17 protein-coding genes are annotated in these 25,786 nt (G+C 56.8%); 4 read left to right on the top strand and 13 right to left on the bottom strand.

Annotation, left to right across the window (positions count from 1 at the left end):
* Positions 1-45: 45 nt before the first annotated feature.
* The gene (locus QT230_RS10955; protein WP_308321783.1) at positions 46-861 is read left to right on the top strand and encodes an outer membrane protein assembly factor BamD; all 816 of its coding nucleotides are present in this window, start codon (positions 46-48) and stop codon (positions 859-861) included.
* An 82-nt stretch (positions 862-943) separates the two neighbouring features.
* On the opposite strand, the gene QT230_RS10950 is transcribed toward QT230_RS10955, so the two are convergent.
* Entirely contained in the window at positions 944-2,578 is a 1,635-nt protein-coding gene (locus QT230_RS10950; protein ID WP_308321805.1) for an NAD+ synthase, read from the bottom strand.
* A gap of 134 nt (positions 2,579-2,712) precedes the next feature.
* Here QT230_RS10950 and QT230_RS10945 point away from each other — a divergent pair, with 134 nt between their 5' ends.
* Positions 2,713-2,985, top strand: coding sequence for a PP0621 family protein (locus QT230_RS10945; protein ID WP_308321781.1), 273 nt, complete (start codon positions 2,713-2,715; stop codon positions 2,983-2,985).
* Here QT230_RS10945 and thiO read toward each other — a convergent pair.
* Positions 2,982-4,097: a glycine oxidase ThiO gene (thiO, locus tag QT230_RS10940; protein ID WP_308321779.1), complete on the bottom strand. Its 1,116-nt coding sequence runs from the start codon at positions 4,095-4,097 to the stop codon at positions 2,982-2,984. The two genes, QT230_RS10945 and thiO, sit on opposite strands and share 4 nt — an antisense overlap.
* A gap of 148 nt (positions 4,098-4,245) precedes the next feature.
* Between thiO and QT230_RS10935 the strand changes: the two genes are divergently transcribed.
* On the top strand, positions 4,246-4,767 hold the full coding sequence (locus QT230_RS10935; RefSeq protein ID WP_308321777.1) for a GspH/FimT family pseudopilin: 522 nt from the start codon (positions 4,246-4,248) through the stop codon (positions 4,765-4,767).
* A gap of 46 nt (positions 4,768-4,813) precedes the next feature.
* On the opposite strand, the gene trxB is transcribed toward QT230_RS10935, so the two are convergent.
* Positions 4,814-5,767: a thioredoxin-disulfide reductase gene (gene trxB, locus QT230_RS10930; RefSeq protein WP_308321775.1), complete on the bottom strand. Its 954-nt coding sequence runs from the start codon at positions 5,765-5,767 to the stop codon at positions 4,814-4,816.
* A gap of 294 nt (positions 5,768-6,061) precedes the next feature.
* Here trxB and acnA point away from each other — a divergent pair, with 294 nt between their 5' ends.
* Positions 6,062-8,794 carry an aconitate hydratase AcnA gene (acnA, locus tag QT230_RS10925; protein ID WP_308321773.1) on the top strand — a complete coding sequence of 911 codons (2,733 nt, stop codon included), beginning with the start codon at positions 6,062-6,064 and terminating at the stop codon, positions 8,792-8,794.
* A 64-nt stretch (positions 8,795-8,858) separates the two neighbouring features.
* Here acnA and QT230_RS10920 read toward each other — a convergent pair whose 3' ends face one another.
* The 10 genes from QT230_RS10920 to tssA all read right to left on the bottom strand — a co-directional run bounded on the left by QT230_RS10920 (position 8,859) and on the right by tssA (position 25,784).
* Entirely contained in the window at positions 8,859-10,538 is a 1,680-nt protein-coding gene (locus QT230_RS10920) for an NAD-dependent malic enzyme (RefSeq protein WP_308321771.1), read from the bottom strand.
* A 192-nt stretch (positions 10,539-10,730) separates the two neighbouring features.
* Positions 10,731-11,942, bottom strand: a complete 1,212-nt coding sequence (locus QT230_RS10915) for a YeeE/YedE family protein (RefSeq protein WP_308321769.1) — start codon at positions 11,940-11,942, stop codon at positions 10,731-10,733.
* A 187-nt stretch (positions 11,943-12,129) separates the two neighbouring features.
* Positions 12,130-13,263, bottom strand: coding sequence for a hypothetical protein (locus QT230_RS10910; protein WP_308321767.1), 1,134 nt, complete (start codon positions 13,261-13,263; stop codon positions 12,130-12,132).
* A 14-nt stretch (positions 13,264-13,277) separates the two neighbouring features.
* Positions 13,278-16,754 carry a toxin VasX gene (locus QT230_RS10905; protein WP_308321765.1) on the bottom strand — a complete coding sequence of 1,159 codons (3,477 nt, stop codon included), beginning with the start codon at positions 16,752-16,754 and terminating at the stop codon, positions 13,278-13,280.
* A gap of 12 nt (positions 16,755-16,766) precedes the next feature.
* Positions 16,767-17,672, bottom strand: a complete 906-nt coding sequence (locus QT230_RS10900) for a DUF4123 domain-containing protein (RefSeq protein WP_308321764.1) — start codon at positions 17,670-17,672, stop codon at positions 16,767-16,769.
* Positions 17,669-19,708 carry a type VI secretion system tip protein TssI/VgrG gene (locus QT230_RS10895; RefSeq protein WP_308321763.1) on the bottom strand — a complete coding sequence of 680 codons (2,040 nt, stop codon included), beginning with the start codon at positions 19,706-19,708 and terminating at the stop codon, positions 17,669-17,671. Before QT230_RS10895 ends, QT230_RS10900 begins: the two co-directional genes overlap by 4 nt.
* Before the next feature lies 1 nt (position 19,709).
* On the bottom strand, positions 19,710-20,006 hold the full coding sequence (locus QT230_RS10890; RefSeq protein WP_374694457.1) for a type VI secretion system PAAR protein: 297 nt from the start codon (positions 20,004-20,006) through the stop codon (positions 19,710-19,712).
* A 40-nt stretch (positions 20,007-20,046) separates the two neighbouring features.
* Entirely contained in the window at positions 20,047-20,634 is a 588-nt protein-coding gene (locus QT230_RS10885; RefSeq protein ID WP_308321761.1) for a GNAT family N-acetyltransferase, read from the bottom strand.
* Positions 20,618-24,268 carry a type VI secretion system membrane subunit TssM gene (gene tssM / locus QT230_RS10880; RefSeq protein ID WP_308321760.1) on the bottom strand — a complete coding sequence of 1,217 codons (3,651 nt, stop codon included), beginning with the start codon at positions 24,266-24,268 and terminating at the stop codon, positions 20,618-20,620. The genes QT230_RS10885 and tssM overlap by 17 nt, the downstream gene beginning before the upstream one ends.
* 34 nt (positions 24,269-24,302) lie before the next feature.
* Positions 24,303-25,784, bottom strand: a complete 1,482-nt coding sequence (tssA, locus tag QT230_RS10875; protein ID WP_308321759.1) for a type VI secretion system protein TssA — start codon at positions 25,782-25,784, stop codon at positions 24,303-24,305.
* Positions 25,785-25,786 lie beyond the last annotated feature (2 nt).

Raw genomic sequence — 25,786 nt, 5'->3', positions numbered from 1 at the left:
TCGCCGCTTTTTGGTGATTGAGGCTTGTTTGCAATGAGGATGATGATGCGCGTTTTTTCAGCTGCCAACCGCTTTGGTGTTCTAGCCCTTAGCCTCGCCCTCTTAGCGGGCTGTGCAAGTAACGACACCAGCGAAGAAGAGGAAGATGAATTTGCTGGGGTGCAGGAGCGTGAGCTCTATGAACTGGCCCGCACAGCTCTAGACAGCAACCGCTATCCGATTGCGATCGAGCGCTTAGAAGCGCTTGATACTCGCTATCCGTTTGGCGCGCACGCAGAGCAGGCCCAGCTTGAGCTGATCTATGCCTACTACGAAAACAGCAATTGGGAAGAAGCCCGCGCGGCGGCCAGCCGCTTTATCCGCCTGCACCCCGACCACCCTCAAGTTGACTACGCCTACTATCTGCGTGGTCTTTCCGCTTGGCAGGCGGGCCGTTTCAGTCTGGAGCGTTTGCGTCTGATCGATATATCCAAGCGCGATCTGGGTGCCTCGCGAGATGCCTATAACGATTTCCGCGAGTTGATTCAACGCTATCCACAAAGTGACTACGCCGCCGATGCACAGCAGCGTATTGTCTATCTGCGCGAATTGATGGCGCGCCATGAGCTACACGTGGCGGATTATTACCTGCGCCGTGGGGCTTATTTGGCGGCGGTTGAGCGTGGCCGCTGGGTGGTCGAAAACTACCCTGAATCCAGCGCTACTCGGGATGCGTTAGCCACCATGGTAGAGGGTTACCAAGGCCTAGAAATGGATGACCGCGCCAGTGAAGTGCTAGCAGTCCTGCGTGAGAACGCGCCAGACCATGAGCAGTTACAGGGCAGTCGCTTTATTCCCAAGCATTTAGGTCGTAGCGACTAAAACACTCCGGTGTTTTGTTTAGATTAAAAACCACGCGGATGCGTGGTTTTTAACATGTCTATTGAGTAGTTGCGGCCCACTGTTAGTCGCCAGGCTGCCAACCGTTGACGATCGGGTAGCGGCGGTCCCGGCCAAAACCGCGCGGTGTAACGCGCACGCCAATAGGCGCCTGGCGGCGCTTATACTCGCAGCGATCAACCAGCTTCACCACTTTATAGACGTCGGCAGCGTCAAAACCACCAGCGATGATCGTTTCAGCGCTCATGTCGCCCTCGATATAGCTCAATAGGATAGCGTCGAGGGTGTCGTAATCAGGCAAAGAGTCGCTATCTTGCTGATCCGGCGCCAACTCAGCACTGGGTGGGCGCTCAATCACCCGCTCAGGAATGGCGGGTGATTGCGTGTTACGCCAGCGCGCTAGGCGGTATACCCAGGTTTTATAGACGTCTTTAATGGCATTAAAACCGCCCACCATATCGCCATACAGCGTGGCATAGCCCACCGCCATTTCGCTCTTGTTACCGGTCGTCAGCACCATCAGGCCTTTTTTATTCGAGATTGCCATCAGCAGCACACCGCGACAGCGCGACTGCAGATTCTCTTCAGTAGTATCCCGCTCGGTCCCGGCAAAGCTCTCCGCCAGTGTGCCCATAAAGGCATCGACCATGGGCTCAATCGGCATGATGTCGTAGTGAACACCCAGCAGTTTTGCCTGCTCGGCGGCGTCCTGTTTGGAGATATCCGCCGTGTAGTGGTAGGGCATCATCACCGCCTGCACCCGCTGAGGGCCCAACGCATCCACCGCAATGGCAAGCGAAAGTGCGGAGTCGATACCGCCGGAAAGCCCCAGCACCACGCCGTCAAAACCACTCTTATTAACGTAATCGCGCAGGCCGGTCACCAACGCGCAGTAGAGGCTCTCTTCTGGTGCCACTTCGGGGTCAATCTCGCCGGGCTGGGGTTCCCAGGTAGTCGCGCTGGTTTGCAAAAACTGAACTGGCATCAGGCCCGCCTGCCAATACGGCGCCAGCACCTGTATCTGTCCGTAGGCGTTAACGCAGCAGGAGCCGCCGTCAAACACCAGTTCGTCCTGACCACCGATGGTATTCACATACACGATGGGTAGCTGCGTGTCCCGGGCGTGTGTCTCCAGCAAACGCAGCCGCTCCGCGGGCTTATCCTGGTGATAGGGTGACGCATGTAAGGTGATCAGCATCTCAGCGCCCGCGTCTGCGGCGGCCTTAACCGGTGCGCCGTCCCACAGGTCTTCGCAGATGACGATGCCCAGTTTGGCGCCTTTGTGCTCATAGACGAGCGTCTCGGTGCCGGGCGTAAAGTAGCGCTGCTCATCAAACACTTGGTAGTTAGGCAGCGCCTGCTTGGCGTATTCGGCTTCCCACTGGCCGTTATAGAGTACGCCCGCCAAGTTATAGCAGCGGCCTTCGCGGACGCCGGGGTAGCCAATAATCACCAGCACATCGCGGGCAACTTTCGATGCCATCAGAGCGCGGGCTTCGCGCAGGCGGGTTTCCATTGAGGGGCGCAGCAGCAGATCTTCCGGTGGGTAGCCCGACAAAAAAAGCTCAGGAAAGACCACAATATCCGCCCCATGCTCAATCCGCGCTTCACGCACGGCTTCAATCGCGCGTGCGGCATTGCCGGGAATATCCCCGACCAGAGGATCAAGTTGGGCCATTACCAGCGTTAAGTCTTGCATGGGCGTCAAAATCTCTTGAGAATCTTTAAATAGGGTTACACCGTCATACATGCATTGTCCCGCAAGGGCCGCCAACTGGCAAAGGCCGTGCGGCACTCACACCGTCTAAATCCCTACTTCGGGGGCCAAAAAGGATGAACCTCTTGATCATTCGGCTGATTATCTTCGCCGTTCTATTTTATGCCGGTTTAAAGCTTTACGGCATCTACCGGCAACGCAAGCTTGAGCATGACGAAAAAAGTAAAACAATCAACCGCCATGAGGGCGGCAAAATGGTGCGCTGCCGCTGGTGCGATGTGCATGTACCTGAAGATGAAGCGCTGCGCGACCAAGAACAGTGGTTCTGCTCTGGCGCCCATCGCGACCGTTTTCTGCAAGAGCAGCAGGATAAAGACGGAACGCCTTAAGCCTGTGTGAGTCGCTCTGGGTTCGGTTGATAAGGTGCTGGGGCAATCAGCGGTTCACGCCCCAACAGTTGATCTACCAGTAAATGGGTCGACGCCGGCGCCAATACCAAGCCGTTACGATAGTGCCCGGCATTAACAAACACGTTGGGCCACTCATGAAGCGCGCCAATAAACGGAATACCTTCAGGGGAGCCTGGCCGCAGCCCGGCCCACTGATTCGCTACCGGGCACCTCTTCAAGGCTGGCAAAATGGCTTCTGCACTCTGCTTTAACGAGGCCAGGGCTGCCTCGTCGGTGGTCTTATCAAACCCCGCCTCCTCTAGCGTAGAGCCAACCAGTAACAAACCATCTGCACGCGGAATAATATAGCGGCCGTCTTTTAGCACCACGCGCTGCAGTAGCCCCTTGGTCGCCTGATAAGCGATCATTTGGCCTTTAACGGGCCTTACCGGCAAGTGCACATCTAATTGCGCTAACAGCTGCGCGGCCCAAGCGCCACCACACACTACGATACGCCCCGCCTTTAGCGCCCCCTGAGACGTCATCACGCCCTCAACGCTGCCCTCTCTCTTACCAGCCTCATGAATAAAACCGCTAACATCGCACTGCTCCCGTAGCGTTACCTGAGGCATCGCGGCTAGCCGTGCCTTCAACGCCTTGGCTAAACGCGGGTTGCGCACGCTGCCAAGGGTCGGCATCCATAGCGCGCTGTCACCTGCCATCGCCACGCCGGGCTCTTTAGCGTGGACAAAGTCTGCCGCTACCCGCTCTAGCGGTTTACCCAACTGGCGCGCCCATTCCAGCGCTTTTCCGGCATCATCCACATTTAGGTAGAGCAGCCCTTTTTGACGATACTCAGGGTCAATGCCGGTCTCTTCTAACAAGCGCAGCGCTAGCGAGGGGTAAACGCCTTCCGACCAGCGGGAAAGCTGCGATATTGCGGCGTCGTAGCGCCAGGGATAGAGCGGCGAAACGATACCACCACCGGCCCATGATGCCTCTTTGCCGCACTCGCCACGTTCGACCAAGGTCACTTGTTGCCCGGCATCGGCTAATTGCAGCGCCGTCATCATGCCGATCACGCCGCCGCCAATAATTAGGAAATCGCTCACAAAATTGTCCGTTTTGGCTTACATAAAAAATAGTCGTCGTCGCCTAGAGTAACTAAATCACCAATCAATCGTGGTCACTGCGACGGACAATGAGCATAGCGTGGGCGATGACAGGGTCAAGTTAGGAGGGGCACATGAGGGCGGCTATATGGCAAGAGACACCACGCCTGAAGGCGGCTTTACGCTGTTTGAACTACTGATTACGCTGCTGCTGGTGGGGATAGTGACGTCGTTGGGGCTGCCCAATTTTCAAGCACTGGGTGAGCGAACCGCGCAAACCAGCGAAATCAATCGCTTCCAGAGCGCGTTTTCGCTCGCGCGCAGCACGGCGATTAGTCAACGTAGCGCGATTACCGTGTGTCCGGCTTCAGAACAGCGCAATGCGTGCCATAACGACTGGGGTGGCGAGCTACTGATTGTGCAAGGCGATAAGACTGAGAGCCTGGATGAGCAAGATATCCTGCGCATTGTACCGACTCAACAGAATACCCGAGTAAATTACAGCCGCGGCTGGTCGCGCATACGCTACAACTCGCTTGGCTATACCAGCGGTTACAACGGCAGTTTCGCCATTTGCTCAGGCAGTGGCGCCGAGGATTCACGGGGGAAAAAACTGGTGCTTAGCCAGTTGGGCCGTTTGCGTGTGGATGAAGCGCCTATCGATTGTTAATCATTAGGCGCTTCAACCCATCCACGGCTTTTAGGCAAACGAGAAATTACCCAGCAATACCGTCTAAATAGCGTTCAGCGTCCAGCGCTGCCATGCAACCGCTGCCCGCTGACGTAATCGCTTGGCGATAAATGTGATCCATCACATCACCGCAGGCAAACACGCCCGGCACGCTAGTCGCGGTGGCGTTGCCTTCCAAGCCAGAAGTGACTTTGATATAGCCACCGTTCATTGCTAATTGGCCTTCAAAGATGCCCGTGTTGGGGCTGTGGCCGATGGCAATAAATAGGCCTGGCGCGTGAATTTCTTTGCTTGAGCCATCCTGGGTGGATTTAACCCGTATCCCTGTCACGCCCGAGTTATCGCCGAGCACTTCTTCGACTTCCTGGAACCACTCAAGCGCAACCTTGCCTGCCTCGGCTTTCTCAAACAGCTTATCTTGGAGAATTTTTTCCGCCCGCAGCGTGTCACGGCGGTGTACCAGGGTCACTTTGGAGGCGATATTGGAAAGATAGAGCGCCTCTTCCACAGCGGTATTGCCGCCACCCACGACAATGACTTCCTGATTGCGATAAAAGAAACCATCGCAGGTGGCACAAGCAGAAACCCCTTGGCCCATAAATTGCTGCTCGGTGGGCAAGCCCAAGTAACGCGCGCTGGCACCGGTCGCCACAATCAAAGCATCGCAGGTATAAACACCGCTATCGCCCTTTAAGGTGAAGGGCTTTTCACCTAGGCTTACCTCATTGATATGGTCAAACAGCACCTCAGTATTGAAGCGCTCCGCGTGCTGTTTCATTCGCTCCATTAATTCAGGACCTTGGACCCCCTCTGCGTCACCCGGCCAATTATCCACGTCGGTTGTGGTGGTCAACTGGCCACCCGCCTGAATACCGGTAATCAGCAGCGGTTTCAGGTTTGCCCGCGCGGCATACACCGCAGCCGTATAGCCTGCAGGGCCGGAGCCAAGAATAATCAAACGCTCATGACGAGTTTCCATGACACCACCTTGTAAAGATTTGACTGATAGCTTTGTCGATAGCTGTGCAATAAGTAGCTATATAAAAAATTAGCCACAGAGTCTGCCTGAAATGGTGTCAAGTACAAGCTATTGCAAGGTTTTGCCTACGCTATTAGGCGAAGAAACCTTGAAAGCGGCCATGCAAAGACGCATGTATTCTTACTAAGGTAAGCCATATAGAACTAAGGTAAGCCATACTAGAAAGGAAGACCGTGACCGTCGCGCCTAGTGGATGTTAAGTCACTAAGTACCCAGCAATAAGAGGAGAATGGCATGAGCAAGATACCCGATACGCAAAGTACCCTAGAGGTTGGCAGTACCACGTATCACTACTACAGCCTACCCCAAGCGGCCGAGACACTCGGCAATATTGACCGGCTCCCCAAAACGCTCAAGATTCTACTCGAAAACCAGCTGCGCTTCGCCGATGACGAAAGCGTAGATCAAAAAGACATGCAGGCCCTGGTCGACTGGCAGGCCGAGGGTAAATCCAGCCGTGAAATCGGCTACCGCCCAGCACGGGTATTAATGCAGGATTTTACGGGCGTACCCGGCGTAGTGGATTTAGCCTCCATGCGCGCCGCAGTAGAAAGCCTCGGCGAAGACCCAGCCAAGATCAATCCGCTCTCCCCCGTCGATCTGGTCATCGACCACTCAGTAATGGTCGATAAGTTTGGCAACCCAGCGGCGTTTCAAGAGAACGTCGATATTGAAATGCAGCGCAACCGCGAGCGCTACGAGTTTCTACGCTGGGGTCAGCAGGCGTTTGATAACTTCAGCGTTGTGCCCCCCGGCACCGGCATTTGCCACCAGGTCAATCTGGAGTACCTGGGCAGAACGGTGTGGATCAAGGACGAAGATGGCAAGACCTTCGCCTACCCTGACACTCTCGTCGGCACCGACTCACACACCACTATGATCAACGGCCTGGGCGTACTTGGCTGGGGCGTTGGCGGTATCGAAGCCGAAGCGGCCATGCTGGGTCAGCCGGTCTCAATGCTGATCCCTGAAGTCATTGGCTTCAAGTTGACCGGTAAACTGCGCGAAGGCATTACTGCGACGGACTTAGTACTCACCGTGACCGAGATGCTGCGTAAAAAAGGCGTGGTGGGCAAGTTCGTTGAGTTCTACGGAGACGGCTTGAAAGACCTGCCGCTGGCGGATCGTGCCACCATCGCCAATATGGCCCCTGAATACGGTGCTACCTGCGGCTTCTTCCCGGTGGATGAAGAGACGCTAAACTATATGCGCCTGACCGGGCGTGAAGATGAGCAAGTCGCGCTGGTGGAAGCCTACAGCAAAGCTCAAGGGCTATGGCGCGAACCCAACGATGAGCCGATCTTCACCGACGCGCTGCAGTTGGACATGACCGAGGTGGAAGCCAGCCTGGCCGGCCCCAAACGTCCGCAGGATCGCGTGGCTCTAAAAGACATGGCGGCGGCCTTTGACAAGTTCATGCAGGAAGACGTCAACGCGGATGCCAGCGCAAAAGGAAAGCTCTCCTCTGAAGGCGGCCAAACCGCTGTGGGCGCTGAACGCAGCTTTAATCATGACACCAGCCAAGCCGTTAAACTGGATGATCAGGACTTCAGCCTTGACCCTGGCGCGGTGGTCATCGCGGCTATTACCTCGTGCACCAATACCTCCAACCCCAGCGTGATGATGGCCGCCGGGCTGCTGGCCCGTAAAGCGCGGGAAAAGGGTTTGACCACTAAGCCCTGGGTGAAGACCTCACTGGCACCGGGCTCCAAAGTGGTGACCGAGTATCTGGAAGCTGCTGAACTAAACGACGACTTGGATGCGCTGGGCTTTAACCTTGTCGGCTACGGCTGCACCACCTGTATTGGCAACTCGGGCCCGCTACCTGCCGAGATCGAGCAAGCCATCAACGATGGCGATCTAGCGGTGGCCTCGGTACTTTCCGGTAACCGTAACTTTGAGGGCCGTGTTCACCCACTGGTCAAAACCAACTGGCTCGCCTCACCGCCCTTGGTAGTCGCTTATGCCCTGGCCGGTAACGTTCAGCTCGATCTAACCAAGGAGCCCCTCGGCAAAGATAGCAACGGCGAGCCGGTCTACCTAAAAGATATCTGGCCTAGCCAAGCGGAAATCGCCAGCGCCGTTGAGCAAGTCAACACCGCGATGTTCCGTAAAGAGTACGGCGCGGTGTTCGAGGGTGACGACGTCTGGAAAGCGATCGACGTTTCAGAAAGCAAAGTGTACCAGTGGCCTGAATCCACCTACATTCAGCACCCGCCCTTCTTTGAAGGCATGGGCCGCGAGCCGGAAGCGATTGAAGACGTACACAGTGCCCGTGTGCTGGCGATGCTGGGCGACTCAGTCACCACCGACCACATTTCCCCAGCCGGTGCCATCAAGCCCGACAGCCCCGCCGGGCGCTACCTGCAAGAGCACGGCGTCAAGCCGGTCGACTTCAACTCCTACGGCTCGCGCCGGGGTAACCACGAAGTCATGATGCGCGGCACCTTTGCCAACGTGCGGATCAAAAATGAGATGCTCGATGGCGTAGTCGGCGGCGAGACACGCCACGTACCCAGCGGCGAGCAGATGGCCATTTACGATGCGGCCATGAAGTACAAAGAGGAAGGCAAACCGCTGGTCGTGATTGCCGGTAAAGAGTACGGCACCGGCTCTTCAAGGGACTGGGCGGCCAAAGGTACTCGCTTGCTTGGCGTCCGCGCGGTAATCGCCGAATCCTTCGAGCGCATCCACCGCTCTAACCTGATCGGCATGGGCGTTGTGCCGCTGCAGTTTGCCGAAGGCGAAAGCCGTCAAACGTTAGGATTAACCGGGGATGAGGAGATTTCGATTGCCGGATTAAGCGACCTAACGCCGGGTGGCACGGTCAAAGTGGTGATCAAAAATGACGATGGGGAGCGTAGCGTTGATGCCAAGTGCCGAATTGATACGGTAAACGAGCTGGCTTACTACCGTCATGGTGGTATCCTTCACTACGTGCTGCGCAAGATGATCGGCGCAGCCTAAAGGGTAAAACCTACCAATGCTTGCATGCCCCCACCTCGGTGGGGGCTTTTTTTTAGCCGAACGCTTAAAAAGCGCGGCGACGATAGGTGCGGTAATCCGGCGACCAGGATGCTTTTTCGATCATCTCGCGCAGCGTTGTTCCACTGGTTTTCAGCGCCACGCCGTTCTGCTGCGCTTGGGCGGCGACTTCAAAGGCAATTGATTTACTAATATCGCGAATACGCGACAGCGGCGGCAGCAGCGCGCCTTTACCCTCTTTTACCAACGGCGCTTCACGGGCCAGTGCGCGCGAGGCGCTCATCAACATCTCATCGGTCACCCGGTTAGCGCTGGCGGCAATCACGCCCAACCCAATACCCGGGAAGATGTAAGCATTGTTGCACTGAGCGATAGGATAAGTGCGACCGTTATGTACCACGGGCGCAAAGGGGCTGCCGGTGGCCACTAATGCCTGTCCATCGGTCCAGCGGATGACGTCTTCCGGCACCGCCTCAGCTTGGGAAGTAGGATTAGACAACGGCATGATCACCGGGTGCTCACAGCCCGCGTGCATGGTGCGTACAACTTGCTCGGTAAAGATACCGCGCTGGCCGCAAACGCCGATCAATACCGTGGGTTTTATCTGCGCAATCGTCTCTTCCAGGCCCTGACCGTTCCACTCCGCCACTAGCGAAGGGTCGTGGGCTAAGCGGCGCTGGAAATCGCGCTGCCAAGCTTGGTCGCTGGTCATCAAGCCATCGCGATCAACAACGAAAATACGCGCTCGGGCCTCGCTTTCGGTTAGGCCTTCCGCCTCCATGGCGACCACTACTTGCTCGGCAATTCCGCAGCCCGCCGAACCGCCACCGACAAATACCACGCGCTGCTGGGCAATGGTTTCTTCACGAGCCTGGCAAGCCGCCATGAGCGTACCTACGACCACAGAAGCGGTACCCTGCACGTCGTCGTTGAAGCAGCAAAGCTCATTGCGGTAGCGCTCAAGCAGTGGGACTGCATTGGCCTGGGCAAAGTCCTCAAACTGCAACAGTACGTTCGGCCAACGGCGTTTAACCGCGGCAATAAACTCGTCCATAAAGGCGTCATACTCTTCCTGCCCTACCCGCTCGTGGCGCCAGCCCATGTACATGGGATCATCCAGCAGCGCTTTGTTGTTGGTGCCCACATCAATCATGATCGGCAGCGTGTAGGCGGGGCTGATACCACCACAGGCGGTATACAGCGCCAGCTTCCCGATCGGAATCCCCATCCCCCCGATGCCCTGGTCGCCTAGACCGAGGATGCGCTCACCGTCCGTCACTACAATCACTTTAACGTTATCTTTGGTGGCGCTGCGCAGGATGTCATCCATGTGTTCGCGGTCGGGGTAACTAATAAACAGACCACGGTGGTTACGATAAATATTGGAGAATTCCTGACACGCCTGACCTACCGTCGGGGTATAGATAATCGGCAGCATCTCTTCCAGATGCTGGGAGACCAAGCGGAAGTAGAGCGTTTCGTTATCATCTTGAATGGCGCGCAGGTGGATATGCTTTTCAAGGTTGCCATGACACTGCTGATACTGGCGATAGACCCGCTCCAACTGATCCTCGATGGTTTCTACCTTTTGCGGCAGCAAGCCAATCAGATTAAACGCCAGGCGCTCCTGCTGAGTAAACGCGCTGCCTTTGTTCAATAGCGGCATTTCGAGCAGAGAAGGACCGGCGTAAGGAAGGTATAGGGGGCGTCTACTCTGGGTAGTCATAAGCACTCTCTTTTTTATGTCAATCACTGCTGCAATGCAGCAACATCGGGCGTTCGCGGCGTTTGAGCGTAATGTAACATGCTACTGCGACAAAGGTGGAAGAGAGAGGCCATGATGATAAAAAAAACGCCTCGATTTAGCAGGGCTAAACCAAAGCGTATTGCGGGTATTAACAAGCGATCTCGCGATCCCCTAGCAAGTTTTAGCGGTGGGCTTGCGCCCCTCTACACCGGCGAAGAAGAACGGCCGCAGCTTAACGCCGGCCATGTTGCCCGCAAACGCGGCCACCAGCCACACCCAACCGTGCAGGCTGCCAGAGGCAATACCGCTAAAGTAAGCACCAATGTTGCAACCGTAAGCCAAGCGCGCCCCATAACCGAGCATTAGGCCGCCGATGATTGCGGCTAAAATAGATTTCAACGGAATTCTGAAGTTAGGTGCAAAGCGCCCAGCCAAGCTTGCCGCGGCCAGCGCGCCAAGCATAATGCCCACGTTCATCACCGTAGTAATATCGCTCCATACGCTAGCTTCAAGGGCTGCCGCATTACCCGGTGCTTGCCAATAGCCCCACTGGCTGACATCACCACCCACCAGCTCAAAGCTTTTAGCGCCCCACAGCGCGAACGCCGAGGTAATTCCCCAAGGGCGGCCCGCCAGCGCCAAAGTGGCAAAGTTCAGTAGCGCCAGCGCTACGGCGCCCGCCACTAACGGCCAAGGCCCCGTCAGCCAACGCTCGTAGCCATGCTTATCGACGATCGGCGCCTGCTCTAGCTGTCCATGGCGACGCTTCTCCATCATCCAGGTAAACGCCGCAATAGCGACAAACAGCACGAGACTAATCGCTATTCCCCCGCTAACCCCGGCGACGTTGACCAGCGATACCGGTTGAAAGGCTGGCAAGCTCTGCCACCAGGCAAAATGCGCGGAGCCTATCACTGAGCCAACAATAAAGAATACCAGTGTAATCAGCATACGAGCGTTACCACCGCCCGCAGTAAACAGCGTGCCCGAGGCACAGCCGCCGCCCAACTGCATGCCCACACCGAACAGGAACGCCCCTACCAGCACAGAGATACCAATCGGCGCCACAAAGCCCGACACCTCGTTACCAAACAGAGTGCCTGCCCCTAAGGCCGGGAAAAACAGCACCACGGCAATCGCCAGCATCACCATCTGCGCACGCAGGCCACGCCCCCGTCGCTCGGTAATAAATACCCGCCACGCCGAGGTAAAACCAAACGCAGCGTGATACAACACCATGCCAAATAGCCCACCAACAATCATCAGCAGGCCAATATTGGCTTCAAACACCACCCCAATAATCAGCGCGCCCAGCACAATCGCCGCAGTGGCTATCAGCGGCACACGATAGCTCTGCGGCGCAGCAACCCTCGTTGTAGACATACATTCACCTTTAGCAGCACCAAAAGCGTCTGTTAACAAACAGGCGCTTTTGGAAGACATGGACAATAGTTATAAGCCTAACGATAGCGGTAGAGCGCGGAAAATTCTTTATTGGGCAGTTCTTATAGCTTTATAGAATATAGCTACTAAAATCCCCCTGACCGTTCCAGCCGTAGAACTCTCTACCTCAGTTCGAAAGTCGTGCTTCTTCTGCATAGACCTCGGCGAAGATGGCGGTGATCGGCCGGTTTGGCTGTTTCGCGTGGCGCTGCCTGACTTCCGCCGAGAGGCGCGTGATCTCTGCGCTGGGCTTAGCCCACTGTTCTTCGGGCAGGGGTTGCGACCACTGATCAAGACTCGCTGGTAGCGTCTTCTGACCGGCTTTTTGGATGGTGCTTATTTCCCATTCGGCAAGATGGAAAGGTATCGTCCACAGGTCGAGAATGTGCCATAGGTACCACATGGTGACCGTAAACAGGCCGATGTCGCCCTCGCGGTAGCGGCGGTGCAACCGGCTCCGGGCATTGTGGAAGGTGTGCACGCCCTCGTAGGGCGGATCACCGGGGCGATGCAGCCCGTGCGGGTCTTGGAGTTCCTCGCGGGTGTTGACCTCGTACTCCATATAAGCCCGCACCGCTTCCCAAAGCCCCAACGCCAAGGGCATGCCGGGCTGTGATAATTCCAGGAAGTGCTGCTGCCCTGTTTCAGGCTCGATAAAGCCTATCCCCAAGCCATACTGACGCTGCACACCGTATTGCGTCATACCCTGCGCCTCAGTCACCCAGGCCGCCACGCTCTCCCAGGGCACGATGATAGGCTGCTTTCCGTCGCCCGGCGCAAAAGCTACCTCGCGGCGCTGGCGGTGGAAGCGAGTCGGCACAGCCTCGCGGAACTTAAAGTGGTAGTGGGCTTTAATCACTAAGGCTAATAGTAATACCAATGTCGAGAACACTACGGCCTGAGCAAATACCTCATTAAAGAGCCCAGCAATCCCTACGTAAAATAGTGCGATATCCTTTCCTGTTATCCACATTAGCCCCCCCCCCAACATTGGGATAACAAAAACCAACATTAAAAAACCTATAAAGGGTATGCCTAACGTGAACTGCCAAGTGAAGGGCGTGGGAAGGCTGCCTCCGAAATCCAAATAGGCATCGTTCACTTCCCCAATCGCCTGGTTGAAATCCAGAGGTGCGGATTTTGTGGGCAAAGGAGACGGCGACAGGTAAATAACCTTGCCACCTGGAAAGGACTCAATATCACCAGCCCGGTGGGGCCGTAGGATATCAGGGCGCGGCGTTGGATTTTGTTTGGCCGACATAGGGGAGCCTTAAATCAAGTAAAAAGAAGGGGATCAATGTATCGCCAGGGGGCTTCCTCGCCACGAATAGCAACATCCGATGGTGTGTAGTCCCCTCCGCCGCCAGCAGGCGACACGTAAATATGATAATCATTAGCCTGATACTGGCCATCGCTGCCCAGCACTTCCAGCCGAACGGCAAAAACATTATGGGTGGGGCGCGCCGATATTGAGCTCAATGGCTCGGGCCGAGGCAGGGCAAACGCGAGTGGCGCTTTATCAGCAAGCGTCAAGCTTTCCACGATTTTATCGGTAGCCGTCACCCAGCGCTCAGGCCGATAATCTCGCCCACCATCTTCAGGTTGCACCTGGTAGCCGCCCAGGGAAAGACGCACCGGCGCTTTGCCGCCAAACGGTGCCGTGAGGTCCTGCAGGCTGATAGGTAAGACAAGTTTAAAATCGACCGATTCTGGTCCGTTTATTTGCCTCCGCCACCAGCTATCAGCTTCTTCAATACTGACATTGACTTTGGGCGCCTGGGCAATCTCTTGTAACCTCGCCTGATACCTTTCAAGCGTATCATTGCCGGCCTTAGAGGCATCCTGGCTCCAAGGCGTTGACAGTAGCCATTCGTCATGACGGCTGATGCTGTAGTGGTTATAGAGCCAGCTACCGCCTAACTCGAGTACGCTAAACAAGCCCCCAGCAAGGTTAAAACGCCAAAATACCGCTCCCAGGCGAGTGCCGGCAGCGGCCCATTCAACACCCCGGAACGCTACAGAAAAGCCTGTATGCAGGGTGTTGACTAGCCCATAAGCATTGGCGCCCAACATGCCTCCTGCACCGACCAAACTGCCCATGGCAGCACTCTGAGCACTACGGTTACCGCTACGCACAGCTTCCTGCCATGTTCCGTGGCGGTTAGAAAAACTTGAATACGCTGCAAAAGCGCCAAAGAAGTATGTAAAACCACCAAGAAAAACATGCAGCCTTCCAAGGGAGGCACTCACCCCTTGAGCACCAGGAACGTCCAAGGCAGTAGCAAGCACGTTTGACCTAGCACTGAGTGCAGTATCCATAATTCCCTGAGCAGCTAGAAATCCAGCACTGCCTGTCGCGACAGAACTCTTTAAAACAGGAGTCCAATCACGTTCTCCACCATTAAGATAATTTTCTACCAACATTTTTACGGAGCTGTTCAAGACTGAAAACTGAGCCGCAAACACCAAAAGCCCCAGCCCATCTCCAGCCAGATTTACCCTAGGCGCTGCCGCAACGCCTTGGCGTAAATTGCGAATCAGCCCGCCCACCTCGGTCTGCTGGGCTGCGGGCAGCACCAAGGTAAGGGCCGCACGTCCAGGGGCCGCACCTGCGATACGTACACTATTTTCAGGAAGTTCCTCTATCGGGCTGAGAGCTCGCGCGAGAGCGGGTTCATGCACCGTTTGTAGTTCCTGGCGAAGGCGCTTGAATTCATTAAGCAGGCGTTGAGCCTCTGGGGAGCGGTGCCCGGCGGTTGCTTTCACTTGATTGCGGCGCCTACGGGTAGTATCGAGCTCCTCACGCAGCGCCAAGACACGCTGCATAGTGCGACGGAAACTCTCTAGCTCCTGACGAGACGCCACCACAAAACTGGCCCCTGTACGCTGGGCGGCATCCAGAATCCTCGCCGGTAGAGCCTTGGGCAGTCGCCGGAACAGCTCCTCAATATCAGGCATCGAGTGACGGTCGATACTCTGATAAAACTCATCCATAACGTGGGCGATTCCCCGCGAGATAGCGGGCCCCAAGGTTTGATGGGCACTATCGGCAATAACCTGAGTATTCTCGGGCAGTGTATCAACTGCGGGTAACTGCCCCGACTCAAGGGACATCAGCTCACTGCGTAAATCATCCAGCTTGAGCAAGGTGCCGTAGCCAGCATTCGCAATGGTAGAGTACTGGCCGATGAAATCATTCTGTTCAGCAAGCGGCAGCGTATGGAACAGCGGTCTATCATAGTACGGTGCGCCCTCCAACCAATCGGCTATCCGCTCCGTTACCTCGTCGTTGCGGCAGATGTCTTTCAAGCAGCCGTACTGGGCCTTGAAGCCTACAAGTACCTGGTCGTCAACCTGGGCATCAAAATACCAGGCAGCGTTATGGAAGCGTGTATTGCATAGCATATCGGCGCGATCATCCGAGATAGCATCCAGCAAGGTATTCCAGCGCTGCAAGCGGGAGCGTTGCTTAGCGAGAAAATCATCCATAGCCTCCCGTTCAATCAGGTCATTAATGCCTCGCTCTCCAATTTTACTGCCTTTTAGCAGGGCCTTGAGTCGCTCGTTGTGCCCCTGCTTCATCGAGAGCAACGCCTCGCCATGGCGATCTAGAAAGTCGCTCCCTAGGCTATCGCCAAGACTCTCTTTGAGGTAGTAGCCATGCACTTCGCTATTTAATTGATCGACGATTGTACGCGAATTAGTGAGACTCGAATCGTCACGGATGTCGTCAAGGCGATCTTTAAGATCCTCGGGTAAGTCCGGGTCGTAGGACTGTGGCAACCTACCGGTATTACTCTCCTGATTGAGAAAATCAAGCAGCTCCTGCCGAACCTCACTTTTCCGTGGCTCCTCCATCGCGCCAACTTCGTCCAACATCGCCTGAACGGTAAGGTCATCAGACACCTGGCGCATATCATCTAACGAAGCTTCGTTCAGTTGAGAGAGCGACTCTATATAGCAGGCCAGCATGTAATCCCGCTCGGTACGCCCCTCATTCTCAGTGGCCCACTGCTCTATCCACCCCACCACGTTATCCTGAAACTGCGCCAAATCACGCATCACGCCAAGATCATCGCGGACTATCAGGCAGAGACACTCGTCGCGGTCCTCGACCTCATGCTGATCTAGCAGCTTGCCTAAACGCGTTTTGTGGTAATAGTGGTCATTTTCCCAGTGATAGGCTTCGCTTTCCTGTTCATAGCCTTCTTCTGGCACCTCTAGCGCGGCATCCTCTGCAAACTCGGCTACCCATGCTTCTGCCTGGGCGGTGGTGATCAGATGCTCACCACCGCCGGAAACAGGGTTGGCTCCTTCAAGATTAACCGCCTGCATAAAGGCATCGCGATCTTCTTCGCTTTCCTGCACCTGGGCGCGTTTGGCGTCCGTCCACTGGATCTCCGAAAAGCAGACGTAGAGCGTTCGGTCGGTTTCGTAGTCGAGCTTGCCACCTTTGATCGTGTCACCCTGGTCACGAAACTCGTACTCGGCGAGTTCCTTCGTCTCTCCGTCGAGTATGTAGAGATAGCCATTGCGCAGCAAACGAAGGCCCAGCGGCCGGGCGCTCAGGGCATAGGGCGTGGGACATCCCGGTTCGAGTTCCTCAACCAGGCCATAGCGTAGTGGCAGCAGTTGAACCTTGCCTTGAAGAAGTGGGCAGGTGGCGCCATCTTCGCTATCCCGGCAGGGGAGTTCGTGGGCGGCAAGTGCACCGTCGTCCCGGTCATCAGTGGGGCGCTCAAACGCAGACATATGACAAACTCCCTATGTCGTCTCAGAGTAAGAAGAAATGGTGAAGGCGGTTTTAAGTCGTTCAGAGGGCGACGCTTCTGCAGTCGTTAAGCAGGCGTGGAGCTCGGGAGCCTGCTCGCTTAATGCTGACCAGCTAGTGCAACGCTCGCGCGAAAAGAGCGTGCACAGCAGCCCCCACTGGCGCGGATTGGTAAAGCCATACCCACGTGCAGATTGCGTCAGCGCTGCCAGCAGGTCGTATCGTTCACGTTGCTCCACCGGTAGCAGCCACTCTGGACAGTGCTTTTCAACAAAATGCAGCAGCGTACGCAAGTCGCGACGTTTATCGCATGCTTGTAAGCGACTCACCTGCGTTTCATTGAGTAGATAGCCATTCGAGGAAATCGCGACGGGTAATTCGTCGACACTTTTGGGAGTGCTTTTAACCCATTCGCTGGCTACCGCATCTGGGTACACCAGGCCTTCAATAGGCCCCCACGGCACCATGGCCGGAGTGCTTTGGTCGGGCAAAAGCGCTGCGATCACGGCGGGGTCGGCTAAACGCAGCCACATGGCGACGCCGGAGGGGTGGCGCACTTGCAACAGTTGGCGCAGGTGATTGCCAACATCTTCAAGCGATGCCTGACTTTCAATAAGATACCCCCACTCTTTATCCGCACCTTGCGTTAAAAAGGCCTGCAAGACGGGATGGTGAGTATTCGGCAACGCGATAAGCCACGGGGATACGTCACTGACCTCTGCCAACGGAGTGCCCGCATAAATCAAATCTGCATCGAGTCGATACTCTGCCGACCATTCATAAAGCCGCCTCGCCAATTGCTCGACGCGTACGCCGTCCAGGAGTAGGTAGACCCGCTGGTCTAAAGGCCAGTGCCATGCACCGCTCTGTAAACCAGCGCTTAGAGGCCAGCTACTCATTCACTTGCCGCCTCACAGACGGGGCATAGCGCCTGTTGCTGCAAGAGTGCCGCCTGCTGCGGTGCTTTTACCGGCGTAAATTTAGGCGGAGCCTCCACCTCCACCGGCAACTGCGGTGGCTGCGCGGCCTGCCCACTGCCCGAACCCGGGCTACCCCCAGAGTTGATCTTGACCTGCGGGCCAACAATGGTGACGCCACTGGGGTCAATTTTCAGGAAGCTGCCACCGGCCTTGAGGGTGATTTCCGCACCGGCTTCGATGACGACTTTCATGCCCGCCTTGTGATGAATCTCCTGCCCGGCTTCCATTAACTGCGCTTGGCCGACCTTTTCATGGCGGGTGCCGTCGACCATCAGGTGGTCGTCACCGTCTACCTTCGTGTGGCGGTTGTTGTGCACCGTGTGGTGATCGTCGTTGTCGATCTCGCTGATGCGGTCGTTGTGCACCTTGAGATGGCTGTCGTTGCGGATCTCTTCGGTGCGGTCGTTAAGGGTGAGCAGTTCCAGGTCTTTCTGGGCGTGGAGCCAGATCTGCTCTTCGCCCGCTTCGTCTTCAAAGCGCAGTTCGTTAAAGCCGTCGGCCTTGTGGCTTTGGGTACGGATGACGGTGCGAGTTTTGTGTTCCGGCAGTGGGTACGGCGCGGTATTCACGGCGTGGTAGGTCCGCCCGGTGATCAGCGGCTGGTCGGGGTCGCCCTCTAAGAACGACAAAATTACCTCATGGCCGATCCGGGGGATAGCGATGCTGCCGTAGCCGCCGCCCGCCCAACCTTGGGCAACCCGCACCCAGCAGCTCGCCGTGTCATTGGGCTCGGCGTAGCGGTCCCAGGGGAACTGCACTTTGACCCGGCCGTGCTCGTCGCAGTGGATCTCTTCGCCTTCCGGGCCGACCACAAAGGCGACCTGGGGGCCATCGACCCGAGGTTTGGGGTTAGGGGTCGCTCGCCAGGGGGCGTCGCCGGGGATCAACGTGACCTGGTTGTGGTAGCGGGTCATCCCGTTGGCGTCACCCTGAGACTCTTTACCGACAATCATCCCATCCTCTTCCAGCGCCTGGGGTTGCTCACCGAAGTGGCTGACTTCAATGGCCTGCCAATCGCGGTTGAGGCTATCGATGTCATGATCCATCAACGTAAAACGCAGGCCGGGGGCCAGTTCGGGAAGATCGCTTTCGGCGCTGGCGGTGATGGCTTCGCGGCGTAGCTGTTCCAGGCGGATGCGGGTAAAGGGTTTGCCAGAGGCGTCCTGCTTGTAGCGGCCGGGGTAGTCGTAGTGTTCGTAGTCGGTCTGCTGGCCATGAGCGTCTACATCGCGGCCCAGGTGGTCATGCAGTTGCGCATAAGCGGGGTTTTTAAAGCTGTAGTCTTTCAGCGTGGCGGAGGCGGTGGCAACGCGGGCGGTGTGGCTCAGTTTGCGCACATGGCGGCTGGGCGCGGTGCCGCCTGCACGGCTGTGGTAAGTGCGTTCGCCGAGGTTGGTCAGTACCTGAGGATCATCGGCGAAGATCAGCCGATGGCTACCCTCTGCAAATTCATGGAAGTAAAACAGGCCTTCTTCGGCGGCCAGGCGTTCAATAAAGGCGAGGTCGGTTTCACGGTACTGTACGCAGTACTCACGCTCGGCAAGCTCGCGAGTGACCGCAAATCCCACATCGGTAATACCCCGCTCATCGCACAGGGTATTAATGATGGTGAGCGGATCGACTTTCTGGAAAATCCGCGAGTTGTGACGCAGTGATAGCCGCCATAGCGCGGGGCGCAGCACTAGAGAATAGAAGGTGCGCCGATGTCCCCGGTCGCCCCGGCCAAACTCGCAAACGATACCGTGCACCCGGCGCAGCGGTTCGCCATCCTGCCAGATCGTCAGTTCAGCCTCACGATCCAGCAGCTCTGCCGCGTTCAGGCTGCCATCTCGACTGGCCAGATTGAGCACCAGCTCAAAGGGTTCGGAAAGCGCTTCGCGATGGGTGAAGTCAATCACCGCGATATCATCAACGCCGGGAAGTGTTAGGGTGAATTGCAGGCCTGTGCTTGTCATCTCAGCCCCCCTCCCCTGAACCAGAGCCAATCACAACACCGCCGCAATCCACCGCGTGGCCCGTCAGTGCAGCCGGTTTGCCGTCGATTAAAATAGCGCTTGAACCCTGCGCGATGGCTCGCGGGTGGGGCGGATGCTTGGGTTTATCATGCGGTGCCAGGGGGTCGCCCACGCGGGCGACTGGCTTGCCGTCCATCATCACGGTGCCGCTGCCTGCAGTAACTGGCGTCGGTGGAAAGCCATCGTGGTCAGTGCCCATATCACCCACGAGTACAAATTTCTGGCCCATTGCTATCACTCCTTTATTGCGGCTGACTCATCTCACTTATTCATCCCACTTATTCATCCCACTTGGCGGGCGCTTCATAACTGGCAACATCAAAAGCGTCTACGAATTGACGACTAAAGCCTGCCGCTTCGAGGCTATCGATCGCCGAGTGGCAGGCCAGCGGAAGGCGTGTTTCCAGAGGAACACCATTGAGGCTACGACGCACTGCCATCAGCAGCCGTGTGCCGTGGCCACTGCCTTTCCATTCCTGGCCGATGTAGAAAAAACGCAGTTGCCAGGCCGCTTCATCGTCTGGTCGGCAGGCGAGCACCATGCCGAGTGGCGGCCCTTCCCCATGGCGTAGGGCCAGCAAGCGGCCCTGCCAGTGGGCTACCTGCCCCTCTTCCCGCTGCAACCACAGGCCGCGATGAACGGTGAACTCCAGCGCCCGGCGCAGGGTTTCCAGTACGCTGCTGTCGCGGAGCACCCAAGGAGAGTGCCCCTTAGCGTCGGCGCGGTAGACGGCCTCGATAAAACTATCGATATCCTCTTCGCGGGCATCATCTAATGGGCGAGAGCGTTTTGCGCCGTGTCGCCGCTGACGCACCGTGGGTTGAGGCGACCCCGGACTGAACAAGTGCTTAAGTTTGGTCAGCATTGCCACCTCGCTCCGCGTAGAGGGCCGACGGTAGCTGGAAGCCGGACGCCAGTGGCCGCGTAAAGGGATTGGGCGCGCCATTGGCAAATAGGCGATAGCGCATCGTGCCGCCGTCTACGTTGAAGCGCAGCTCCAGTTCCCGTTCGCTAATACTGGTGATATCGGCCTGCTCCAATAACCGGAACCACGCCCAGGAGCCCTCTTGGCTGACGCTGCGTGGGGAGCGATTAATCTCACTTGGCACCATAGTGATACGGCTTTCCGTACCGCCACGCAGCGCGTTTGGCCAAATCATCGAAACACGCTGACTCGCACTATGGGCGTATTCGATCAGTTGGCCATCCACGCTGATGACACTGCGCCGCTTGTCGGGACTTAGGCTCACCGGCTCAAGGGCAAACTCCACATCCAACGCGCCGTCACGGCTAAAGTAGGCACGACGGATCTGCTCGGCCTGCTGTATGGCTGTATGCAGGCTATCGCGCAGCAGTGAATTACCCTCGGCATCCACTAAGTATTCGGGAGCGCCTTCAATAAAGGGTTTTAAACTCTCTTCATAAAAGGCGTCTAACGTACCCTCTGGGGCAAAGAAGTCTTCGAAGTCGCTAAGCGCCACTTCACGGCTGGCACCGGGGGCGATCGGATAACGCCCTGCCAAGCGTTCTTGATAAGGCGCTACGACGTCGTCCAGCCAGCGGTGCTCCAAGTGGCGCGTTGCACTCACCATCATCAGTTGCCAGCTCTGATCGGCTAGGTCATGCAGCATGCTGCCTACCGGCTCGGGGGTGTTATCGGCAATTCGCTGTAGGTTAAGAATGGGGTCGTTACCGCGCAGCGAGAGCCGGTCCCGCACATTGATGAAAGCAGCACGCCCGGCGTCGCTCGACTCTTCAATCTCTAGCAAGTAGTCGCGCAACGCCGTTATCGCAGTCTTGATCTCCTCCAGCGATGAGGGATTGTCGTTACGCTCCTGGCTGAGCTGATTAAGCGGCGTGAAGGGCTGCTCAATGTTTAGCGCCAGTTGGTAACGCTGAGACTGTTGCAGCGCTTCCCGCGCCTGCTCATCATCAACGGGGAGCTCAGGGTAGAGGCTAGTATTGCGCTCAACGGCGGCCAATAGCCGATCAAGCGGACGTTGTGCTCCCACCAAGGCGTCGGCCACCACGATGGCTTGATGGATATCCGGCAGCGGGACCAGCTGGGTATCGCGCAGGGCATCACGCCAGCTGACATGGTAATCACTGACATAGTGCTCGCGCAGCGCCGTTTGCAACTGCTCCTTATCAGCCTCACTAAAGTTGATATTATCGCGCTGCCCAAGTACCCATACATCAACTAATGCCAGCTCTGTGGCCCGCTCCAGCTCTTGTAAAAAGTAGTTTTCAAAGCCATCTCGGGTAACCAAGTGGGGCAAGCGAACATGCTCGGGGTCATCATTACGCGCCATAAACACCGTATCGAACAGCGTTCCCACACTACGGCGCAGATCAAGCGGATCGCCTTGGCGGCTACCCGCCGCTTTGAGGGCGGCATAAACACGCTCATCAATCGGTTGGCGCGAAAGCTCTTCTTGCGCAGCGTTCAAACTGCCGCGCAGTGGCGCCATTGCCTGGGCGGGAAGCTGTTGCCCTTCGGCAATATGTCCCTCTATATCGCTGTGCGCCAAGGCATAGTCCAAATGGGTTAAGAGGCGCTCCTGAACCTCGCCCCGCTGGGGAAAGTAGCCTTGCCAACGCTGAGCCATAAAGCGCTCTACTCGTTCCGGTTGACGACCGTTGGCGTCCGACATCATGCGCAGCACTCGCAGCAGCGCCAGTTTCGCGTTGCTGCCCTCTTCGGCGCGGTTCATATCGTCCATGATGCCAATCATCAAGGCGGGCAGGAATTGATGCTCGAGCATGGCGAGGTAAGCACGCTCAATCTGAGCACCAATGATATGGCCCTGATATAACCCCATATCCGCAAGGTATGGCGTATGCGTGCGGTATTCGGAGAACGTTTCCAGCGCATAACGCAGCCTATCTAACGGCTCTAAAAACTCGTAGCCACTGGGGTCATCGCTTTGGAACGCCTCTGGCTGGGTCGCGAGAAAAGTTTCTGCACGCTCTTCGACGGCGGCTAGGGATACGCTGTTCTTTTGATAGAAGTGTGCCCAGCCCCCCACCAGGCCTATGCCCATAATCAAGCATGCGGCTAGGCTGATATTGCGGGCACGTCGGCGGCGCTGGGTAACCCTGGCGTTATCCCCCGCCAAGCCCGCTTCGGGATAAATGACTTTCTCGAACAGCTCTTCAGTGAAGTAGAGCGCGCTGCGAGTAGCGCGATGAGCAGGCTGAACGCTGTCATCCATGCCATAACGGCGGGCCGCGGCATCAACAAAGGGGTCTTCAGGAACGCCTTGCTGATACACGGAGGTAAAGTAAGCACCGCGAACCATCGCAGCAGTCGAGAAGCGGTCACTCGATAATGCCTCGGTCAAGAAGCCGAACAGCACATCGCGTAGCCCTGCCAACTGACGCACAAAGCGGAATACAGATTCACGCTCTTCGCGGTCACGGCATTCTGACAGCATCGTCGGCAATAGCTGATTCAAACGCGCCAGCATGGCGTCATAATCAGCTTCAAACTCGGACTCCCACTTGCCTGGGGTCTCCATCGAGGCTGGGGTAAAAGTAAACCCAAGCGGCGCACGGCGGGCCTCGCGGGAGTAGTGGCGAAAGAAGTCATCAAAGCCGTGCAGCAAATCCATTTTGCTAAATGTCACGTAAACCGGTAGCCGGGTGCCGTGGCGCTCCATAAGCTCTCGCAAGCGGCTGCGTAGCAGCGCAGCATAGCCCTTACGTACTGCTACCTGGGCATGGCTCAACCGGGCGAGATCCAGCACCAGCACCACGCCATCCAGCGGGCGCTGGGCGCGATTGCGCTCCAGCCAATCGACAAAGTGATCCCATAGCCTACTCTGCAGCGCCTGGGGCTCGCCCCCCTCCATCGCGCCTTGTGTCAGCAGTTCTCCATCAGGATCGATCAACACCGCTTTATCGCCAATCCACCAGTCAAAGCCGAGCTGTCCTTGCTTGCTGCTTTGGCCAGAGGCTTTCATCACGTGGGTAAGTGCAAAATTTTGACCCGAGCGATTGATCAGGCTGGTTTTGCCGGCGTTTTCCACCCCCATCACCAAGTACCAGGGCAGGCGGTAGCGGCTGCTATGACCGCCTCCCAAGCTATCGGTAAGTTCGCTCAAGACACTGTTGAGAGATGCTTCCTGACGCTCGACTTGCGATATAATCGGGTCTTGTTGGCGCGCGTCCTCTTGCTGTCGCTCTTCATCCAACGCCCGTAAGCGCCGTGCCAAGCGTACCCCCCATACCACGGCGATCACGGTAACCACCACCAGCGTGGCCAACAGACGATTGGTTAAAGGCGCAAGAGGCATGACACCGCGCACCTCCCAGCCGGGCCCCAGCCACCAGATCGCAACCAGTAACACTAACAGCAGGACTATCCATAGCAGTGTCGAGAGCCGCAATAGCCCTTTGGCTTTATTACCGTGAGCATTGGCCCGGTTGTGAGCTGATTGTGCCCGCGACATGCCTGGTACCCAGCGGCTTAGCTTCGATTTTAATGTTGACCACATTAGCCTTTGTCCCTCGTCCCTTTAATGATGAACACTATGAGTGTGTCTCTTTAACCGCTGCTTTGAGGCGAGATACCAACGCAGGCTCCCACTGCTCTAATGCCAGCTCGGTCACGCTCTGATGCAAGGTTTGATAGTGCTGCTGCGCGAGGCTTTCCAGCCCGGTGTCGTGTAATAGGTCAGCACTGGCTAAACGCCAATAAGCGCTTTCACGGGGTGAGCGTGCGGAGTTCAAACCTTGATCAAGCACTTTAAGCGCGCTGCCAATATCGCCACTCTCTGCCGCGTCGCGAGCCTCTTCGAGGCCCATCTGCCATGCATCGCTGCCATTACCATCTCCCCCACTGCTGCCTGATGCGCTGCTATATAGCCAACGCTGCGTTTCATCGTCGACAAACCTTGCCCCGTTGTTGAATGTCAGGGTTTCGATACCGGGCAGTCGTTCGACAAAACGCTGTGCTTCATCACGAATTGCCTCCGCACAACGTGGGTGGCCGAGCTGTTTGGCCAGGCCCGCACTAAGCCGATGGCCTTCTATCCAATAGGGGCTTACCGCCAAGCTGTTTTCAATTCGCTGCCAAAGGTCACTGTCGCCCCCCCGTGCGAGAGCTTCGCGATAATCGGCAATACGGTCGGCAGAAACAGGAGCCAGCTCGGTTTTTCCTTCTGCCCTGGCCGCTGGTAGCGCCTGTATGGCGCTCCAGACGGCGTAACGACGAAGCCGATAAGCAAGCGGCTCACCCGGTGATTGCTCGCTCAAAAAATCGGCCATTTTGAGCAGTGCCTGACGGTTAGAGCGTTCGTTGCCCGCCTCTAAACGCAGCTCTGGCGCTTTGGCCGGAGCCTGGGTATCAGCAGTTGTCGAGGCCACTTGATGAGCCTGGTGGCTTTCCACTGCTCCACTACGCTCGCCCTGCTGGGCAGGCTTCTCGCTAGCGGAAGATGAGGACGACTGAGTCGGCCGCTGAGCCGATAATTGACGGCTCAGTTCATTCAGCGCGCCTGCTGGTAGTGAGTCCTGCTCTACTCGCGCCTGTAGCTCGGTGAGCGCGGTTTGGCAGGCCTCAAACTCATCTTCTGCATTATGAAAATCAAGCCCGGCGGCGAGCTTTACACTACGCTGAGTAAATTGCAGAAATAGCCGCGGTCGCAGCTTGGCACCACGCGGGCCATTAAATGGATAGGCATGCTCCCACCAAGGCTGCTCCAGCGCGCGGGTTAGCAAACGCAGCGAAAGAGCAAAGCGCACCCCGTTACCATCATGCTGCAAGCAGTGCAGTAGATGACCTAACACCTTCAAGTCTTTTCCACGTTGGCTAAGCATTTGAATAGCCAGTGTTTCAGCGGTCTCCCAGGCAACGCTAGCGTGCTGCAACGAGCCCACTTTCATCATTTCAGCATCGAGTGCTAGGTAGTCGTTCGACTCTTCGAGCGGTTCACCCACCGGCTGGCCTTTTTCGTTACCGGCCAGTGGTGCCAGTAATGGGTCAAGGTGAGTTTCAGCTGTAATGCGCATAG

This window comes from Halomonas sp. SpR8 (assembly GCF_031010195.1).
Lineage (GTDB): Bacteria > Pseudomonadota > Gammaproteobacteria > Pseudomonadales > Halomonadaceae > Vreelandella.
The sequence above is the reverse complement of the archived record's forward strand: the minus strand, read 5'-3'. Positions and strand labels throughout refer to the sequence as shown.

Excerpts from the sequence above, each read along its gene's own strand:
- QT230_RS10955 (WP_308321783.1), top strand. The coding sequence starts at position 46 with ATGCGCGTTTTTTCAGCTGCCAACCGCTTTGGTGTTCTAGCCCTTAGC.
- QT230_RS10950 (WP_308321805.1), bottom strand. The coding sequence starts at position 2,578 with ATGCAAGACTTAACGCTGGTAATGGCCCAACTTGATCCTCTGGTCGGG.
- QT230_RS10945 (WP_308321781.1), top strand. The coding sequence starts at position 2,713 with ATGAACCTCTTGATCATTCGGCTGATTATCTTCGCCGTTCTATTTTAT.
- QT230_RS10935 (WP_308321777.1), top strand. The coding sequence starts at position 4,246 with ATGGCAAGAGACACCACGCCTGAAGGCGGCTTTACGCTGTTTGAACTA.
- trxB (WP_308321775.1), bottom strand. The coding sequence starts at position 5,767 with ATGGAAACTCGTCATGAGCGTTTGATTATTCTTGGCTCCGGCCCTGCA.
- acnA (WP_308321773.1), top strand. The coding sequence starts at position 6,062 with ATGAGCAAGATACCCGATACGCAAAGTACCCTAGAGGTTGGCAGTACC.
- QT230_RS10920 (WP_308321771.1), bottom strand. The coding sequence starts at position 10,538 with ATGACTACCCAGAGTAGACGCCCCCTATACCTTCCTTACGCCGGTCCT.
- QT230_RS10915 (WP_308321769.1), bottom strand. The coding sequence starts at position 11,942 with ATGTCTACAACGAGGGTTGCTGCGCCGCAGAGCTATCGTGTGCCGCTG.
- QT230_RS10910 (WP_308321767.1), bottom strand. The coding sequence starts at position 13,263 with ATGTCGGCCAAACAAAATCCAACGCCGCGCCCTGATATCCTACGGCCC.
- QT230_RS10905 (WP_308321765.1), bottom strand. The coding sequence starts at position 16,754 with ATGTCTGCGTTTGAGCGCCCCACTGATGACCGGGACGACGGTGCACTT.
- QT230_RS10900 (WP_308321764.1), bottom strand. The coding sequence starts at position 17,672 with ATGAGTAGCTGGCCTCTAAGCGCTGGTTTACAGAGCGGTGCATGGCAC.
- QT230_RS10895 (WP_308321763.1), bottom strand. The coding sequence starts at position 19,708 with ATGACAAGCACAGGCCTGCAATTCACCCTAACACTTCCCGGCGTTGAT.
- QT230_RS10885 (WP_308321761.1), bottom strand. The coding sequence starts at position 20,634 with ATGCTGACCAAACTTAAGCACTTGTTCAGTCCGGGGTCGCCTCAACCC.
- tssM (WP_308321760.1), bottom strand. The coding sequence starts at position 24,268 with ATGTGGTCAACATTAAAATCGAAGCTAAGCCGCTGGGTACCAGGCATG.
- tssA (WP_308321759.1), bottom strand. The coding sequence starts at position 25,784 with ATGCGCATTACAGCTGAAACTCACCTTGACCCATTACTGGCACCACTG.